The organism is Novipirellula rosea (assembly GCF_039541335.1).
GTDB classification, from domain to species: Bacteria; Planctomycetota; Planctomycetia; order Pirellulales; family Pirellulaceae; genus Novipirellula; species Novipirellula rosea.
Genome location: NZ_BAABGA010000018.1, coordinates 98,763 through 115,374, shown reverse-complemented (window position 1 = coordinate 115,374; position 16,612 = coordinate 98,763). Strand labels below are relative to the sequence as shown.

Sequence of the window (16,612 nt, the reverse complement as noted above, 5' to 3'; positions counted from 1 at the left end):
AAGAGGGTCTGTCACACACGTCGCCTTAGGATGGTCTTTTGAGGCGACGTTTGGAAGGCCCACGAAATTTACGGTTTCGAGGGCCACCCACGGCCGTTTTGAAGGGCAGGGCAGGGGGGAAGACTGCGGGAAGGCCGCCGGAAGACCGACGGAACGCGAGGGCAGGGCGGCGGACAAACGGGTAGCATGTCCGATGGTTCATGGATCGGCCGTTTCAGGAGCCAGCGAAGCGGTGAAATTCCGTCAAAGCGTGGGAAATCGGGGCACACTCGTCCAATTCCTCACGTTATGCTACGCCCTGCGTTGCTGTTCTCTCTCGTGGTTCTGCTTGCGAAGGGAGTTCAGATTGTAGTAAGTTCGGGTTAAAATGATGGTTATGTCACAAGATACTCCCGCCGCAGCACAGCGAACGACTTCGGTAAATCTGGTCCGTTCGTCGAATCCATGGACGCAAGCGAACAGTGCGGCCGGGTTCGTGCTGCGTTATTTGGTGACCGTTCGTCGCCAATTATTGGCGATTCTAGGCTCTTCGGATCATGCGGACGAGTGTCTGAAATTGCTGATTGCCCATTTGGTTTCCGTCGGCTTCGGCGAATATAAAAAAGGCAAACTGCGAGATTTCTTAATTCGTGCGATTCGCTCGACCGCAAAAACTCGACTCGCGGAACTTCCGGAAAATCAGCGTTCGGGCGCGTCAATCGAGTCGATCATGAACGATAATGAAAAGTGGTTGTCGTTTTGGCGGACCGGGTTGCTGGAACGTGCTTGGCGTTCGCTTGAGCAACTCGAGCACAAAAATCCCGAGATGCCGATGTTTTCCGTTTTGCACTGTGCCACCACGAAGCCCAAGCAGCCGGGGCAACCGCTGGCTCAGCGAATCAAAGCTGAACGGGGACTCGAATTAACCGATGCCCGGATTCGACAGATCCTTCCCGAAGCCCGTGCGATGTTCGCTCAACTGTTGGCCGACGAGGTCGCGGAAACCTTAGAGAAACCCACCCCGAAAGATGTTAAAATCGAACTCCAAACTCTCGGTTTAACCAAAGCCTTTGACGGAATTGTGATCTGACCCCTTCCTGCCATCCCACCCCCGCCGCTTCCCACCTGAATTGCCGTCAGCTCATGAAGAGCTTTCTGAGTCCCTCCTATTAATTGAGACTGACATGAAAACCATCCTCCCATTGCCGCCTCGCGTTGCATTCATGCTCGTTGCCGCTGTGTCTGTGGCTGTCCCCGTGTTTGCCGATTCCGAGGCGGCCGATCCGCCGAGTCGCGTCACCGTTCAGACGCCCGATGTGGATGTTGTGATTCTGGAAAAAAATGTCTCGGGGCCTGCGAAGATTTTGGATGACGAAGGCCGGATGGTGAATTTTCAGCGAGACATCGCTCCTATTTTTGTTGCTCGTTGTCTGGAGTGTCACGGTCCCAAGGAAGCCAAAAACGATTTTCGCGTTGACGATGTCGATTCATTGATGGGGTATGTCGAAGCCGAAGATATCGAATCCAGCTCGCTGTACGTCGACTATCTGACGACCGATGATGAAGACATGTTGATGCCCCCGGCGGCGCACGGTGGACCCTTGACCCCTGGCGAACTCGCGCTTGTCCGTGTCTGGATTTCCGAAGGAGCTCATTGGCCCGAAGGCGTGCCATTGTTGGCGTCCGCTGAAACGACTCCGCCGGTCGCATCGGAGCCGCTTCAGCGAAGTCTGCCCGAGCGTGCATGGGCGTTTCAAGGTTACCTGCACCCGGCCACCGTTCACTTTCCGATCGCGTTGCTTACCGTCGGTGCATTGTTCGTCGTGTTGGGGATGAAGTGGCCCGAGATCGGTACTCAGATTCCATTGGCGTGTTTGATTTTGGGGGCATTGTCCTCGGTCGCAGCGACAGCGATGGGGTGGTCGTTTGCGACTCAGCAAGGTTATGCCGGTTGGGACCGCATTGATTTCGACTCGGAGGTCTTTTGGCATCGTTGGAGCGGCATCATTGTCACGATCATGGCGGTCGTATTGATGGTCGTCGCAGCGGTCAGTGTTTGGAAAGACAGCATCGCGTGGACACGCATTTGGAAAGTCGGGCTGTTGGTCGTTGCTGGGATTGTCGGTTTGGTTGGTCATCAGGGCGGTGAACTGAGCTACGGCAAAGACTTTTATCCCAAAGCGTTCCGGGTTTTGTTCGGCACCGAAGGCCAGTCGCAGTCGCAGATTGCCGTGGTCGTTGAGTCGAAAGAGGGCGTGACGGTCGAAACCGAAGCGACGGCGTCTGCGTCGGAGTAGTTCGCAATCCGGCGACAAGATTCTGGGGTGTGAGGTGCCTCCCACGGCGTTGCGGGCTCCGTTACATTGGTGCAGCATACGGACGTCCTCCATCTCCTCTTATCATGAACCGCCGTCGTGTCAAAAAAGAGTGCAGGCGCTAGGAAAAAGCCTAACGCGATTGATTTGCCGCTTCCCGATCATCGATTCATGAATCGGGAACTGAGCTGGCTGGAATTTAATCAACGCGTCCTCGAGCAAGCCGAGGATCGATCGGTTCCACTGCTCGAACGAGCCAAATTCCTGGCGATTTCAGGCTCGAATCTCGACGAATTTATGATGGTCCGCGTCGGGGGGCTGAAACTGCAATTTGACCGCAATGCGATGGTGCGTGATGCCGCCGGATTGACCGTTTCACAGCAGATCAACGCGGTTTCCAGTCGTGTGCACGAGATGGTGGCTCGTCAATATGATCTGCTTCGCGACGTGCTCGAACCGCAGTTGGCCGCTGCGGAAATCCGCCGGGTGAAGGTCAGTGATTGCAGTGATCGGGCTCGCGAAGTCGCTGATCAACGGTTCCACAGCGATGTTTCCGCTGTTTTGTCACCCCATGCGATCACCCACGATCGTCCATTTCCGCTGCTGCAAGGGTTGGGCGTGCATCTGTGTGTTCGTCTGCGCGCGTTGCCGCCGAAGAAAAACACCGCCGATTCAAACGTAGCGGCAGAGGCGGCGCCCAGCCCGAAGACTGCCGTCACCAAGAAGGCCAAAACCGCGTCCAAATCGAATGCGAATTCTGAGTCTTCCCCTAATTCAAAAGTCGCCGATTCGGAAGTCGCCGATTCGGAAGTCGTCGAATCGGAGGTGGGCGATTCTTGGCAATTCGCGGTGATTCCCCTTGGCCGCTCCGTTCCCCGGCTCGTTTCGATGCCTTCGGAGCGTGGTCACGACTACATCTTGCTCGAAGATCTCGTGACGCATTACGTCGAAGATTTTTTCCCAGGGCGTGAGGTGATGGAATGTGTCGCGTTTCGGATTACCCGAAACGCCGATGTCGAGCTGCAAGAGGATGGCGCGGCGGACCTCGTCGATGGCATGGAAGAAGTGCTCGAAAGTCGACGATTGTCTCGTGTCGTACGGCTCGAATACAGTGCGGCGGCAAGCGATCACATCGTCTCGTTTTTGTCCGAAGTGATGCAGTTGACCAATCAAGATCTGTATCCGATCGATGGTCCGTTGGATTTGAGTTATCTGTTCACCTTGCACGGTCTGGAGGGCTTCGATTCGCTTCGTGATGAAGCCTGGGTGCCTCAGGCGCATCCCAGCATTGATCCTGCCGAAGGCTTGTTCACCACGATTGCTAAAGGCGATGTGCTGCTGGTGCATCCCTATGAACGTTTTGATCCGATCGTCCGCTTGATCGAAGAAGCGGCGGTCGATCCCGACGTGCTGGCGATCAAACAAGTGCTCTATCGCACCAGCAAGCGGAGCCCGATTGTGGCTGCATTGATGCGGGCGGCCGAACGAGGAAAATACGTCTCGGTGATCGTGGAACTAAAGGCGCGTTTTGATGAGGCCCGGAATATTGAATGGGCTCGTGAAATGGAACAGGCCGGCGTCCAGGTGATCTACGGTATTCGTGGGCTAAAGACGCATGCAAAGGTTTGCATTATCGTTCGCCGCGAGCCGCAGGGGATCGTACGCTACCTGCATTTTGGCACGGGGAATTACAACGAGGCGACCGCGAATATCTATAGTGATGTGTCGTTGTTGACATGCAACGACACGCTCGGCGCCGATGCGACCACGTTCTTCAATGCCGTGACCGGTGCGAGTCAGCCCCAGCAATTGCAGTTGCTGGCCGCGGCGCCCATCACACTGCGAAAACGAATCCTCGACCTGATCGAAGCCGAGACGCGGCGTTGTCTCGAAGGCCAGAAAGGAGAGATCGTTGCGAAACTCAATTCGCTGGTAGACACCCAGGTCATCGATGCGTTGTATCGGGCCAGCCAGGCCGGAGTGCGGGTTCGTTTGAACATCCGTGGCGTCTGCTGTTTGAAGCCAGGCGTGAAGGGATTGAGCGAGAACATCGAAGTGATCTCGATCGTTGATCGATTCCTCGAGCATGCTCGGATCGTCTACTTTCGGCATGGCGGCGATGATGAACTCTTTATCAGTAGTGCGGATTGGATGCCGCGAAATCTCGATCGCCGCGTCGAGTTGTTTGTGCCGGTGATGGACCCCGCCTCCCGCGAACGGCTGCTGCATGTGTTGCGAACTTATTTCAAAGACAACACCAATGCGTGGCGAATGTTGCCGACCGGGTTGTACGATCGGGGGCAGTCGGACAAGAAGGGCAAGGGCGCGTTTCAGTCGCAACTTGTGCTGTATAACGAAGCGGTAGAGGTGACGCGAAAGGCAAAGCAGAGTCGCCGTACCACGTTTGAGACGCACGAGCCGAAACAGCCTGACTAGTTCCGTGGTGGGGTTGGCTGCTGTCTGCTTTGGTATCGCTGGCGGCGCCAGCCCAACGCGATCTACCACTTCTACTAAACGGGGGCGGGGGCGTTTGTAGCGGTGCGGCGCAAGCCGCCCGGTAATTCTCGAACGTTTTACTCGCGACAACCGGACGGCTTGCGCCGCGAGCGCTACCCAAGGTAGATGGCATTGGGCGACAGCCGTCCGTTCGCCATGAATAACAACGTTGATTTCGACTGGGCAGCTTTCGCCGCTCCGCCAAGAAAACCAGCTATCTGACGCATAGGTCGATGCTTTCGGCGTGATCCGCATCGCGACTAAAGCAAACCGCCGCGACTCGCTTTTCGGGCCATGTTTTTGCTTGGGGGGGAAGGCTGTGTCTGTGAGGGGTGTTTCCCTATTTCGGGGGGATGCATGTCGTAGGTTGCGGCATTTCTGTTCACCAAGAATTTCGGTAAAGAGTCGATTTTGTCCTCATAAGTTGCCTAGCCGGCGTTTCGGGGCTAAATCGAGTTCGATAACATACGGGTTGTCGGGCGGCTGGACTTGCAGGCTGCTCACACCTCATGTTCCCAGAGAAGTCTTAGAGACCGGATACTGAATGTACAGCCTAGCCTACGCTTTCCCTTCACGAGTCGCTCCCTTCCTGTTTTTATTCGTCATTACGCTTGGATTTTGTGGTAACACGGTCCGTGCTCAAGATGCGACTGAAAACTCGGCCGATGGCGTTGGGGCCAATGCCGCCGTAGCGAATGGCGGGGCAGGGGGCGCCGCAGCTGGGTACGTGCCCGCGATCAAACTGTTGCCCGACTCGTTGGCAGGTTTGGTTCGTGTTCCCGACGTGCCTGATTTTTGTAGTGCATGGGATAAAACACACATTGGGCAGCTGTTTGATGATCCAGCGATGCAGCCCTTCATCGATGCTCAGCGTGAACGCGCCGAAAACTATCTCGATTCGCTCGACAATCGCGTCGGGCTGAAACCTCAGGATCTGTACGATATCGCCTCTGGCGAAGCGGTCGTGGCTTGGTTGCCATTCCCGAAAGACAAACGGCGTCCCTTTTCGATGTGCGTGATCGCCGACATCCGTGGGCTCCGTAACAAAGCGGATGCGGCGGTCGATAAGATCGATCGGGATCTGAAGACCGGCGGGGCGACCCGCAACGATGTCGAATATCGCGGGCAAACGATTCGCGTTTACACCACCAAGCCCAAGCCGGGACAGCTGAAGATCGAGCAGATCGCCATCACGCTGGATGATACTCGCATCATTGCCTCGGATCGTGACACCGTGGTCACGGGAGTGCTCGACGCGATTGCGGGCGAAATGAAAAGCCCTTCGATTAGCGAATCGGCCGAGTTCCGTGACGTGCTGACGCGGTCCAGTCGAGCGATGCAGGATCCGTTCACCAAAGGCCATAGCACGGTGGCGGGCGAATGGTTTGCTCGCCCTATTCAGATGGGCCGCATTCTGCGTGAAACCTTCCAAGTGGATCGTGGCAACCAGGTCGATATTTTGAAGCTGCTGGAAAACCAAGGCTTCGATGCCATCAAGGCGGCCGGCGGCATTTTGGCGATCGCGGGTGACCGTTACGACATTTTGCATCGCGGTTTTGTTCTGGCTCCACCCACTACCGACCAGCCGAGCAAGTATGAGAAAGCGGCAAGAATGTTGTCCTTCTTCAACGCGGGCTTGGATCCGGTTCCAAATTGGGTTGGCAAGGACACAGGAACCGTAAGCCAAGTCCGATTGAAGATCGCGGATGCATTTTGGGCGTCTGAATCGATGATCAACGAAGCCTTTGGCGATGACATTTTTGCGCCGATGATTGAAGGGATTCGCGACGATACCGACGGGCCTCAAATCGATCTGAAAAACAATGTCTTGCCCGCCCTGGGAGACGAAGTGATCTTGTTGACCGACAACACATTGCCAGCGGAGATAAACTCGGAACGAATGTTGGTTTCGGTCCGTTTGAAGAATGCCGACGCAATCAAGCTCGCCGTTCGCAAAGCGATGGAAGTCGAACCTGACGCCAGCAAGCTGGACGTGTTGCCAGGCGTGGAAGTTTGGCGGGTTCAACGCGGCAGCGAATCGGATATCTCTTTTGAAGCCGATGTCTTTGGCGACTTGGGATTTGACGAAGAGACGGTCGAGCAGGCCCCGCCGCTGTTGGATCATTGGGCCATTGCTGTGGTCGATGAAAACCGAGCGAATGGGGATTCTTACCTGATGTTCTCGAGCCATCCCGATTTGTTGATCGAGACGGCTAAGCGGATTCACAGTGGACAGGATGGCGGATTTGCCAAGCTGCCGGAGGTGGTTCGAGTCGTCGACGCACTGAAGGATCTTGGGGCCAAGAGTGTTTCGCTCAGCCGGATCGCACGCACCAGTGTCTCGCTCCGCGTGAAATACGAATTGCTGCGAACGGGAAAGCTAAAAGACAGCGACACGATCCTAGCAACCATCATTCGCCGCGTGTTCAAAGACGAAAACGGGGATGAGGTAGAGCCGATCAAGACCGATAAACTGCCACCGCTGTCGGCAATCGAAAAACATCTTCCCGAAGGTGGGAATTACATTGTGACCGAAAAAGATGGCTGGTCACTCAGCGGTTTCTACTTGAAATAGCGGCCCGGTTGTCGATCCGAGCCGCAATTAGCGGCTTGTTGATTGATGAAGCGAGCGTGATGTCGCCGCGGACATCCGCCGCGGGTTTTCGCTTGTTCTGCAACAAGTTCCAGGACAAGCGTTGTTCAGATCGCCGCCGATTCTTACCGGCCGCGAGCTTCTTACTCGGCGGCGAGTGCTTTTTCGACGGCTTCGATGACGACGGGCAACACACGTCCGCGAACGTCGTCGAGCGTGCCTTCGAGGAATCCGCCGGCTGCAGCCTTGTGACCGCCGCCGCCAAACTTTCGTGCCACCTCGTTGCAGTCCATCCCGCATCGGCTGCGGAAGCTCAGTTTGAAGCCGCCTCGAATTTGTCCGACAAAGATTACCGCCGCCTTGGTGCCTTGCACGGCCAACGTCAAATTGATGGCGTCTTCGGTGTCATTGGGTTCGGCGCCGACTTTGGCAAAATCTTCTTTTTCGACATGGGTGTGCATCAGAGCACCGTCAAGTTCCGATTGCGTTCGTGACAAGATCAGCCCGCGAAGACGCAGTCGGCCCAGCGTGTCACGCTCGTACAGATCCGAGTAGACTTCGCTGGGAACGACGCCGGCGTCGACCAAACGCGCAACAACGCGGTAGGTCTCGGGCGTGACGCTGCCGAACCGGAACCATCCTGTGTCGGTGGCGATTGCAGCGAACAAGGGAACTGACATGCTGCGAGTCAATGGAACGCCCAATGCATCGGCGGCTTGCACAACCAGATGGCCGGCCGCTTCGGCTTGGTAATCCTTGTACATCGTCGCGCCGAGTTCGTCTTCGCCCACGTGGTGGTCCAGCACGATCTTGTCGGCGCGGGAGCTGCGGATGACATCGCCCATGTCACCGAGTTGTGCCCAGGCGCTGGTGTCGAGAATCATGATGCAATCGGCCGAAATGTCTTCGGCTTCCACATCGTCGCCCAGGACTTCGATGTTGCCAGCAGGGTCGAGGAATTGCAGTGCCGCGGGGGTGCGGTGAGCGTTGATGATTCGCACTTTCTTGCCAATCGTTCGCAGCACTTCGGCCATCCCCAATTCGCTACCCAACGCATCGCAATCGGGGCGAATGTGACTGACAAGCACGAACGATTCGTAGTGGCTAATCTGGTCAACAAAGGCTTTCCACTGAACACCCATCTGGCTTTACTTTCGGTTACTTGAGATTCGTATTGTTTTCGGATTTGGCGTTTTCAATTTTGCCGTTTTCGATTTTTTCAAGGGACGTTCGCACCGAGGCGATGTCCAATTGCAGCTGAGCGACCAAGGCTTCAGCCGACTCGAAGCGGGCAATGTCGCGCACTCGACTGACAAAGTCAACCTGCAGCGTTTGGTCGTAAAGATCCCCAGTGTAGTCCATCACATGGACTTCGACTTTCCGTTCGCTGCGATTATTGAAGGTCGGGTTGGGGCCGATATGAATCGCCGCGGGATAGCGGACGCCATCATGGATCGCATAGCCCCCGTAAACGCCAACAGCGGGGACGAGGACGTCGATTTCGCTGAGATTGGCGGTCGGAAAGCCGATGCCGGCTCCGCGTCCATCGCCGCGAACCACTCGCCCACGGATCTGGTGGGGATGCCCCAGCATTTGCACCGCTGCTTCGAGATTGCCCGCTTCGAGTTGCTGGCGAATTCGCGTGCTGCTGATCATCGCGTCATTGTCGATGCTCGAATCTGCGATCGCTAATTCGATCTCGGCTTCGCCACAGAGCGTTTGCAACGTTTCGATATTGCCTTCGCGTCCACGACCAAAAAAGAAATTCGGGCCTTCGACAATGCCTTTGGCCGACAAGGTTTCCTTGACCAGCGATTCAAAAAACTCTGCGGCCGAAAGGTTCAAAAACGCTTGGTTTGTCGGCACGACCACCAGAAAATCGGTGTCAATCTGTGAGAGCAATTCGGCGCGCCGCTCGATCCAGGTCAATTTCGGCGGCACCCGGTCGGGACGCAAGATCGCAGCGGGGTGCGGGTCCAGTACGACCGCGACCACGGGGCCCGCAATGCGGTTGGCCATTTCCCGGGCCTGGCCAATCAACGCCGCGTGGCCTCGATGGACTCCGTCGAAATTCCCGATGCTGATCACGCCGCCGCGAACCGCATCAGTCACTTCGGCAAGCGGGAGAATTTTCGTCACGTGTCAGAATCGGTCAAGAAAGGGAGGCGTCGCGTTGAACAATGTGCGGGGCAGGGCAGGGCAGTCACCCTCGGCCGTACCGCAATTGGACATTATGCCTGACTTTGCTCAGGAATCGAAGGCCGCTATCACTTTTGGCAATTCCGCCAGCAGCTCATACGCACTCATCCCGGCTTGCCCATATTCCGCAGCGGCTCGATCGCCCGCTGCTCCGTGGATCCAGACCCCCAATCGTGCGGCGTCCCAAGCCGGCATTCCTTGCCCCAGCAGCGATGTGATCACGCCCGTCAACACATCGCCCGAGCCCGCCGTCGCCATCCCGGGGTTGCCCGTCGAATTGGTCCAGGTCCGCGTCGCATCGACCACGACCGTCGGGCCTCCTTTGACCACGATGGTGACATCGTGGTGGGCCGCTAATTTTTGAGCCGCTTCGATTTGTAAGTCGCGGTCCTTCGTTGTCGTGCCGGTCAATCGTCCCAATTCGCCTGGGTGAGGCGTCAGCACGATGTTGTTTGAAACGTCGCTGCTTGATTGCGAGGCTTCGCACGAGACCGGATCTTGCTCGGCCCAGTCCATCTTGGCCAGGCAGTTGAGCGCGTCGGCGTCAAAAACGCGAGCGAGTTTGGTGGGCTCCAGCAACCGGCGAACAATTTGTATCGATCCCTCGTTCGTTGTCATCCCGGGACCACATCCAATTGCATCCAAGCTGTCCAGACGCGAGGCGAGTTCATCGGCCGCAGCGACGGCGAAGTGGCCTCGTGATGCATCCGCCAACGGGATTGTCATCAAGCAGGGATGGAACGCGGCGACGGTTTCCAAGCATCGATCGGGAACGGCGGCCGAAACCAAGCCCGACCCCGTGTGCAGCGCTGCGATCGACGAAAGCGCGATCGATCCCGCCATGCCTCGTGAACCACCGCACAGCAGCACGCGGCCGAAGTTGCCTTTATGTGAATCTCGCTCACGTTTCGGAAACGATGCGGGGGGCTGGTGGCTCATTGCGATTCCTTAAGTGACGAATTTTCGCTGGGGGTCGAATGGTCTCGGGCATTTTCGAGTTGGCGGATGATCGTTCCCGCCAAATAGCCGCCTTTGAATCCCGCGTCGATATTGACCACCGCAACGTTTGCCGCACAACTGCTGAGCATGCCCAGTAGCGGGGTCAATCCGCCCAGTGTCGCTCCGTAGCCTACGCTGGTGGGGACCGCGAAAATCGGGATCGACAAATGGCCAGCGACCACGGGGGGCAGTGCACCTTCCATGCCAGCGATTACGACGGCGGCGGACGCTTTACGAAGCTCCGGCAAGGCGTGGATCAGACGTTGCGGCCCGGCGACGCCGATGTCGGTAAAGACGCGTACGGCGACACCCATCCAAGTCAACGTCTCGATCGCCTCGGCCGCCACCGCCGCATCGGTGCTGCCCGCAGTGATCACGGCAACATGAAATGAGCGTTCGCTGGGATCGATTGGGGCGCTGGGATCGATCGGGGCAGGGCAGGGGGCTTCGGTAGCGAGGTGAGTACGGAACGTGCGGCCCAGTACATGATGGTGGCCGTGAGGAAACCGTGATTTTAATTTCTCTGCGACCTCGGGGTGGACGCGGGTCACCAGCGACGTCTGAGCATCGGCGATTTGCGAGTCGATGATGCGGGCGATCAGCTCGAAATCTTTGCCTTCGCCATAGATCACTTCACCGAAACCGCACCGTCGTCGTCGCCCGAGATCGACCGTGGCGCCGTCGATGACCGCCATTTTCTCGGCTTCGTTGCCGATGTGGGCATTTTGAGCCGAGCCGATATTTGCGATTTGAAGTGCTGAAATCGCCTCGGCCACCGACGTGGATCCCGTGGCCACGTCCGCGATTAATGCGGCAATTTCCGGTGAAAGCGAAGCCGCCGGGCTCGGCGGTTGGGGCAGGGCAGGGCGGTCGGATTGCGAAAGCTGCGAAGAGTCGTGGGGCATGGGCGGTTGCAGTCCAGGGGAATCAAAATTCAAATTGGTGCTCGTTGACGAACATCGTTTCTTCGGTTCTTGCATTCTCGGTGGATAACATCCTAATGAAAAGCTGCGTACTTGCTTACTCGGGCGGTTTAGATACTTCGGTCATTCTCGGTTGGCTTCAAGACCTAGGCTATGAGGTGCACGCGGTCTACGTCGACCTCGGACAACCTTGTGAAGATCGCGAAGCGACGTTGCAAAAAGCCCGCGACTGTGGTGCCAAGTCGTCACGGATCGTCGATGTTCGCGAAGAACTGTGCCGTGATTTCGCCTTCCCCGTGCTCGGCTGGCAAGCCAAATATGAAGGCATCTATCTGCTCGGCACCTCGATCGCTCGACCCTTGATCAGCAAGGTGTGCATCGATGTGGCTCACGAGGTCGGTGCGACCGCCTACGCTCACGGGGCGACCGGCAAGGGCAACGACCAATGCCGTTTCCAACTGGCCGCCGATGCGATCGACCCGAGCATCAAGATGATCGCTCCTTGGCGAATCAAAGAATTCCGCGACGCGTTCCCTGGACGCACCGAGTTGATCGCCTACTGCAACGAAAAGAACATTCCGGTCAAAGCATCGACCGCCAAACCGTACAGCAGCGACGAGAACGTGCTGCACATCAGCTACGAAGCGGGCAAGCTCGAAGAGTTGGACGTCAACGGTGTCGAGATCGTTGATTTCGGCATGGGCGTCAGCCCTCAAGAAGCTCCGGACAAAGCCGAGTCGGTTACGATCGGATTCGAGTCGGGCGTGCCAACCAAGCTGAACGGAAAAGCCGTCAGTGCCTTGGAAATGGTCGAAGGTCTGAACGAGATCGCCGGACGCAACGGCGTCGGCCGCATCGACATGGTCGAAAATCGTTTCGTCGGGATGAAGAGCCGCGGCGTTTACGAATCGCCTGGCATGACCGTGTTGTACGACGCACACATGTACATCGAGCAGTTGTCGATGGACCGTGACTTGATGCACTTGCGTGATCGCATGGCTCCCGAAGTTGCCGAAATGGTTTACTACGGATTCTGGTACACGCCAAAGATGGACGCGTTGATGGCGTTCATGCGTGAATCGCAAAAACCAGTGACCGGCGACGTGACGCTGAAGCTCTACAAGGGCAATATCATCGTCGATTCGCGTACCAGCCCCAACAGCTTGTACGACGAAGACATCGCAACGATGGAAGGCGGCGGAACCTATGACCAAGACGACGCCGAAGGCTTCTTGCGTATCCAAGGTTTGCCGAGTCGAGTGCAAGCAGCGGTAACGCCTCGCAAGTTCTAATTGCGAACTCAATAGAATCCGTAGCGAAAGTCGCCAAGGCTTTCGTTTGCAAGCCGTAGTGGACGAGGCGACGAGTCCCGCAACCGGTAGTGGACGAGGCAACGAGTCCTATACGAAAGACAGCAACGAGTCTCACGCCAAAGACAGCAATACGGGGACTCGTTGGCTCGTCCACTACGTGTTGATTTTATCGACATGTAGATGTAAACGGCCTTCGTCAGCCGGCTGCGACAACGCGGCTAATCCAATGTATCATCCGCGAGCGGTTCGCCACCGCGAGGCGTCACCAGGGCTCGCAGCGTCGAGGCAGGGGTGGCGTCATCGAGATAGTGTCCTCGCTCGTCCACCGTGACAATGGCCGCACCGGTGTCAAGTAACCCTCCGATGTTGTTGGACGATCCCCCAATGCCTTGGAGCGTCGCGAAGTCGACATCGACCGGTTCGGTCCATACGCCGCTGGTGACCGGGGGTGAAGCTTCGACAACCAGGATCGTCTTGAGCGGATCGTCGACCACTTGGTTGGGACCCAGCGGGCCGGTGCTCGGAAACAAGGTGCGGTCGCCCGTGACCAAGTAGTAACCGCTTTCGCTAAATCCGCCGCTTGTTTGGCTGCTGGGATGGCGATAGACAGCGGGCATCTGCGAAAATGCAACCGACATGTTTTGTTGCGTGTCCCAGGCCGCGTTGCGATCGATCAGGTTGTACAGCTCGTCTTCGCCAAGGTAGGGCAGAATCAGCACTCGCCACGATTGCAGCGGTTTACCCGCCGCGTCCGTGGTAAAGGGAGGCGGATAGCTTCCGTGGTCGGCGGCATAGGCGTTCATCGCTGCCGCAATTTTCTCGAGGTTGCGCATCGATGCGGTGCGATCTCGGTTGGTTTGCAGCAAGCCGACGGTTTGTCGACCTTGGTAAATTGCCGCAAACCCAATTGCGAGTAACAAAATCATCACCACGATTGCCGCGACGACCGAAGCGAACTGTTTTGAGACCGACGTTGACTGAATGTTTTGAGGAGTCGCTTGGCTGGCGAAGTCAGGCAGTTGGATCTCGCCACCACACGTGACGCATTCTCCCCGTTGACCGCTATACCGATCTTCGACTTGCGTTTTGGTTTGGCAGTGAGGGCAGGTGAACAAATAAGGCATGGCACAACGATTCGATGGCGTTTTAAGGACTAGCCGCTGGAGCTATTCTATGCGGAAATCTTGCCCAATAACACTCAATGGTTTCAAAAGGAAATCGGATGCGGATCGTGATTCAGCGCGTAACGTCGGCCAAGGTGGAAGTGCAGGGCAGGGTGGTTGGCGAAATTCAGCGGGGCGTGCTAGCGTTGGTCGGCGTGGGCCACGGCGATACCGTGACCGAAGCGAAATGGTTGGCACAGAAAACTTCGCAACTGAGGATCTTTCCTGACGACGAAGGGAAAATGAATCGGTCGCTGTTGGATATCGGAGGCTCGGTTTTAGCCGTCAGCCAATTCACATTGCTGGGCGATTGTCGCAAAGGGCGTCGTCCTGCGTTCACTGATGCTGCGGCCCCCGTAATCGCCAACCAAATCTACCAGTCGTACAACGAACAGCTGCGGGAAACCGGCATCCAGGTCGAAGAAGGAATTTTTGCCGCCGACATGCAAGTCAGCTTGGTCAACGATGGTCCCGTGACGCTGATACTCGATCGAACAGGATCGTAAATCGAGTGCTGCATCCAGCCTGTTTTTTGGGGTAGAGGATGAGGCTACGAGTCCATCCGTGCCATGAAATGTGCAGACTCGTGGCCTCGTCCACGACTGCGTGCCCAAATTCTTAGCCTGGACGATGTCCTGCAAAGATTTATCTCGTTATCTCCACGGTAACCATTTGTCCCACTGGATCATTTCCGGAGCGGGCTTGGCGATATAGCTGTTGTCCAGTCGTGATCGTTGCCGGATGCGGTCGACCACGCCATGGTCACCCCAAGCAAGATAGATCAATAGGAACAATTTTGCGTACACGCTGACGTTGGCGATCTGGCTTTGGCCAAAAAATTTCAACGCGGTACCGAAGGATTTTTTTAGCCGAAACCGCCCTCCCCCAAAATCGATGCTCCAAATCTCGTCAAGGATTAAATGGACGAGAAACCCGACGACCACCGCGATGCTTTTGTAGACGCGAATCGATTCACTCGGACATGGCATCACGAGGTACGCGAGCAACCCCGCGCTCGCCGCGGCAGGAATGCTATGCCACATGCCGCGATGGACTGTGTAGCGTTTAAAAAATTCGACCGCAACAAATCGGATCGCGATGTAGATCAGCATTGCCGCCAACGCCATCGCTTCATGCGACAGTTCCAGATCGCGAAACCGTTCGATCATCAACATCGGCACGACGGCTGCAGCGAACATGCTGGTTTCGCGAAGCGGGATTCCTGAATCGCTGTCCAAGTCCGGTAGCATGCCGCTGACCGAACACAATCCGCCAGCCAGAATTCCGCTCTCAAGCGACATCGATTGACACGTCACGCCCCAGTAACCGTAGGCGATGCCCACGATCGTGCTGCCGGTGATGTGCGTTTTGAAATCGGCCACGACGGGGAGGGCAGGGGAGTGGTGAAAAAAAAATGGGGGAGCTACTGGAAATCAACTTCGTTACGTTTTGCAAGCATCAACAGCAATTGGTAGCAATTCAATTGTTGGGGATGCATGACCAAGGTATCGTGACGAATACAGATTTCCTTAGCTTCTTACATAGGATTTTTTCCAGGGGGCTGCCAAGCCCGAATCAATTGATCTTCGCTTGGCAAGATCGCTTCTCTACAATCCGCGCAAAGTGGAAGCTCGGCTGGATTGTATGCTCGAAGCGATGAGTCGATTGCTATCAAACGAGTTTCTCGAGATGGGCTTGGCGGCAATGTTTGCGATCCTGGTTTGCATAAAAAATTTTTCAGTCGCAACCGCCCTTCCCGCCTCGTAACTCGCATGCCCCTTACTCGCATGCCCCTTACTCGCATGCCCCTTACTCGCATGAAAGCGTTCTGGTGGAAATTTACGACATCATGATGTTGGTTGTATTGGTCGGCGCGTTGCTGTTCGGCGCGATCAAGGGTTTCGCCTGGCAGCTCGCCTCGATCGCTTCGATCGTGGTCAGTTACATGGTGGCCTACCACTTTCGTGAGCCGTTCAGCCAATCGATCCATGCTGAACCGCCATGGAACCGTTTCTTGGCGATGTTGATTTTGTACGTCGGCACATCGCTGGTCGTATGGGTCGCTTTCCGGATGGTCAGCGGCACGATCGACCGCTTCAAACTTCGCGAATTTGATCGTCAAATCGGAGCGATGTTCGGGCTGGCCAAGGGAGCACTTTATTGCATCCTGATCACGCTGTTTGCGGTCACGCTTTTCGGCGAAAACGTTCGCGAGAAAATTGTCGGCAGCAAGAGCGGCAACTACATCGCCAGCGTGCTTGCTCGCAGTGAATCGGTGATCCCGCCTGAGATCCAAGAGGTCGTACAACCGTACCTGGACCGTTTCGAAAAACGCTTCAATTCGGACGACTCCCAAGGCACGCCTGCAGGCTTTTTGGAAGGCGTCGGACGCAAGATGGCGGGGGACGCGGCGAACGGAGTTTTGCCCGAATCACTGTGGGATGACGGTTCGGGAAACCCGGCTGGCCGAGCGCCGTTGCCGGTCGATCCGCGAGGCTGGAATTCAGGCCAATCGGTGCCTCAGCAAGCCCAGCAACCATGGAACGGATTCCAACGCTGATGTTGCTGTGGGATAGGCTTCAAGGTCTGTCAATTTCTCCATCTGTTTTCGTCGATCACTCTCCGTCCACTC

13 protein-coding genes are annotated in these 16,612 nt (G+C 56.5%); 7 read left to right on the top strand and 6 right to left on the bottom strand.

The features are described 5' to 3' along the window. The first annotated feature begins 376 nt into the window (after positions 1–376). The 4 genes from ABD971_RS07120 to ABD971_RS07105 all read left to right on the top strand — a co-directional run bounded on the left by ABD971_RS07120 (position 377) and on the right by ABD971_RS07105 (position 7,365). The gene (locus ABD971_RS07120) at positions 377–1,069 is read left to right on the top strand and encodes a hypothetical protein (RefSeq protein ID WP_339939550.1); all 693 of its coding nucleotides are present in this window, start codon (positions 377–379) and stop codon (positions 1,067–1,069) included. 94 nt (positions 1,070–1,163) lie between these two features. Next, positions 1,164–2,276: a c-type cytochrome domain-containing protein gene (locus ABD971_RS07115; RefSeq protein WP_339939552.1), complete on the top strand. Its 1,113-nt coding sequence runs from the start codon at positions 1,164–1,166 to the stop codon at positions 2,274–2,276. Between the two features lie 117 nt (positions 2,277–2,393). Continuing rightward, positions 2,394–4,730: a polyphosphate kinase 1 gene (gene ppk1, locus ABD971_RS07110; protein WP_425571269.1), complete on the top strand. Its 2,337-nt coding sequence runs from the start codon at positions 2,394–2,396 to the stop codon at positions 4,728–4,730. A gap of 604 nt (positions 4,731–5,334) precedes the next feature. Beyond that, positions 5,335–7,365 carry a membrane or secreted protein gene (locus ABD971_RS07105; protein ID WP_345320707.1) on the top strand — a complete coding sequence of 677 codons (2,031 nt, stop codon included), beginning with the start codon at positions 5,335–5,337 and terminating at the stop codon, positions 7,363–7,365. Between the two features lie 161 nt (positions 7,366–7,526). Here the strand turns inward: ABD971_RS07105 and ABD971_RS07100 are convergent, their stop codons facing one another. From ABD971_RS07100 to larB, 4 genes are all read right to left on the bottom strand, one after another. Then, positions 7,527–8,525 (bottom strand): DHH family phosphoesterase, encoded by a 999-nt coding sequence (locus ABD971_RS07100; RefSeq protein WP_339939559.1) that lies wholly within the window; start codon positions 8,523–8,525, stop codon positions 7,527–7,529. A 16-nt stretch (positions 8,526–8,541) separates the two neighbouring features. Continuing rightward, the gene (locus ABD971_RS07095) at positions 8,542–9,522 is read right to left on the bottom strand and encodes a bifunctional riboflavin kinase/FAD synthetase (protein WP_345320705.1); all 981 of its coding nucleotides are present in this window, start codon (positions 9,520–9,522) and stop codon (positions 8,542–8,544) included. Positions 9,523–9,630: 108 nt separating this feature from the next. Further along, on the bottom strand, positions 9,631–10,521 hold the full coding sequence (locus tag ABD971_RS07090; RefSeq protein ID WP_345320703.1) for an NAD(P)H-hydrate dehydratase: 891 nt from the start codon (positions 10,519–10,521) through the stop codon (positions 9,631–9,633). After that, the gene (gene larB / locus ABD971_RS07085) at positions 10,518–11,486 is read right to left on the bottom strand and encodes a nickel pincer cofactor biosynthesis protein LarB (protein ID WP_345320702.1); all 969 of its coding nucleotides are present in this window, start codon (positions 11,484–11,486) and stop codon (positions 10,518–10,520) included. The genes ABD971_RS07090 and larB overlap by 4 nt, the downstream gene beginning before the upstream one ends. A 95-nt stretch (positions 11,487–11,581) precedes the next feature. Between larB and ABD971_RS07080 the strand changes: the two genes are divergently transcribed. After that, positions 11,582–12,796, top strand: a complete 1,215-nt coding sequence (locus ABD971_RS07080; RefSeq protein WP_345320701.1) for an argininosuccinate synthase — start codon at positions 11,582–11,584, stop codon at positions 12,794–12,796. A 239-nt stretch (positions 12,797–13,035) separates the two neighbouring features. Here ABD971_RS07080 and ABD971_RS07075 read toward each other — a convergent pair whose 3' ends face one another. Beyond that, entirely contained in the window at positions 13,036–13,941 is a 906-nt protein-coding gene (locus tag ABD971_RS07075; RefSeq protein WP_339939569.1) for a DUF1559 family PulG-like putative transporter, read from the bottom strand. A gap of 98 nt (positions 13,942–14,039) precedes the next feature. On the opposite strand from ABD971_RS07075, the gene dtd reads away from it, so the two are divergent. Then, the gene (gene dtd / locus ABD971_RS07070; protein WP_345321054.1) at positions 14,040–14,486 is read left to right on the top strand and encodes a D-aminoacyl-tRNA deacylase; all 447 of its coding nucleotides are present in this window, start codon (positions 14,040–14,042) and stop codon (positions 14,484–14,486) included. A gap of 147 nt (positions 14,487–14,633) precedes the next feature. Here dtd and ABD971_RS07065 read toward each other — a convergent pair whose 3' ends face one another. Continuing rightward, entirely contained in the window at positions 14,634–15,362 is a 729-nt protein-coding gene (locus tag ABD971_RS07065) for a metal-dependent hydrolase (protein WP_339939573.1), read from the bottom strand. 449 nt (positions 15,363–15,811) lie between these two features. Here ABD971_RS07065 and ABD971_RS07060 point away from each other — a divergent pair, with 449 nt between their 5' ends. Next, on the top strand, positions 15,812–16,540 hold the full coding sequence (locus tag ABD971_RS07060) for a CvpA family protein (protein ID WP_345320697.1): 729 nt from the start codon (positions 15,812–15,814) through the stop codon (positions 16,538–16,540). Positions 16,541–16,612 lie beyond the last annotated feature (72 nt).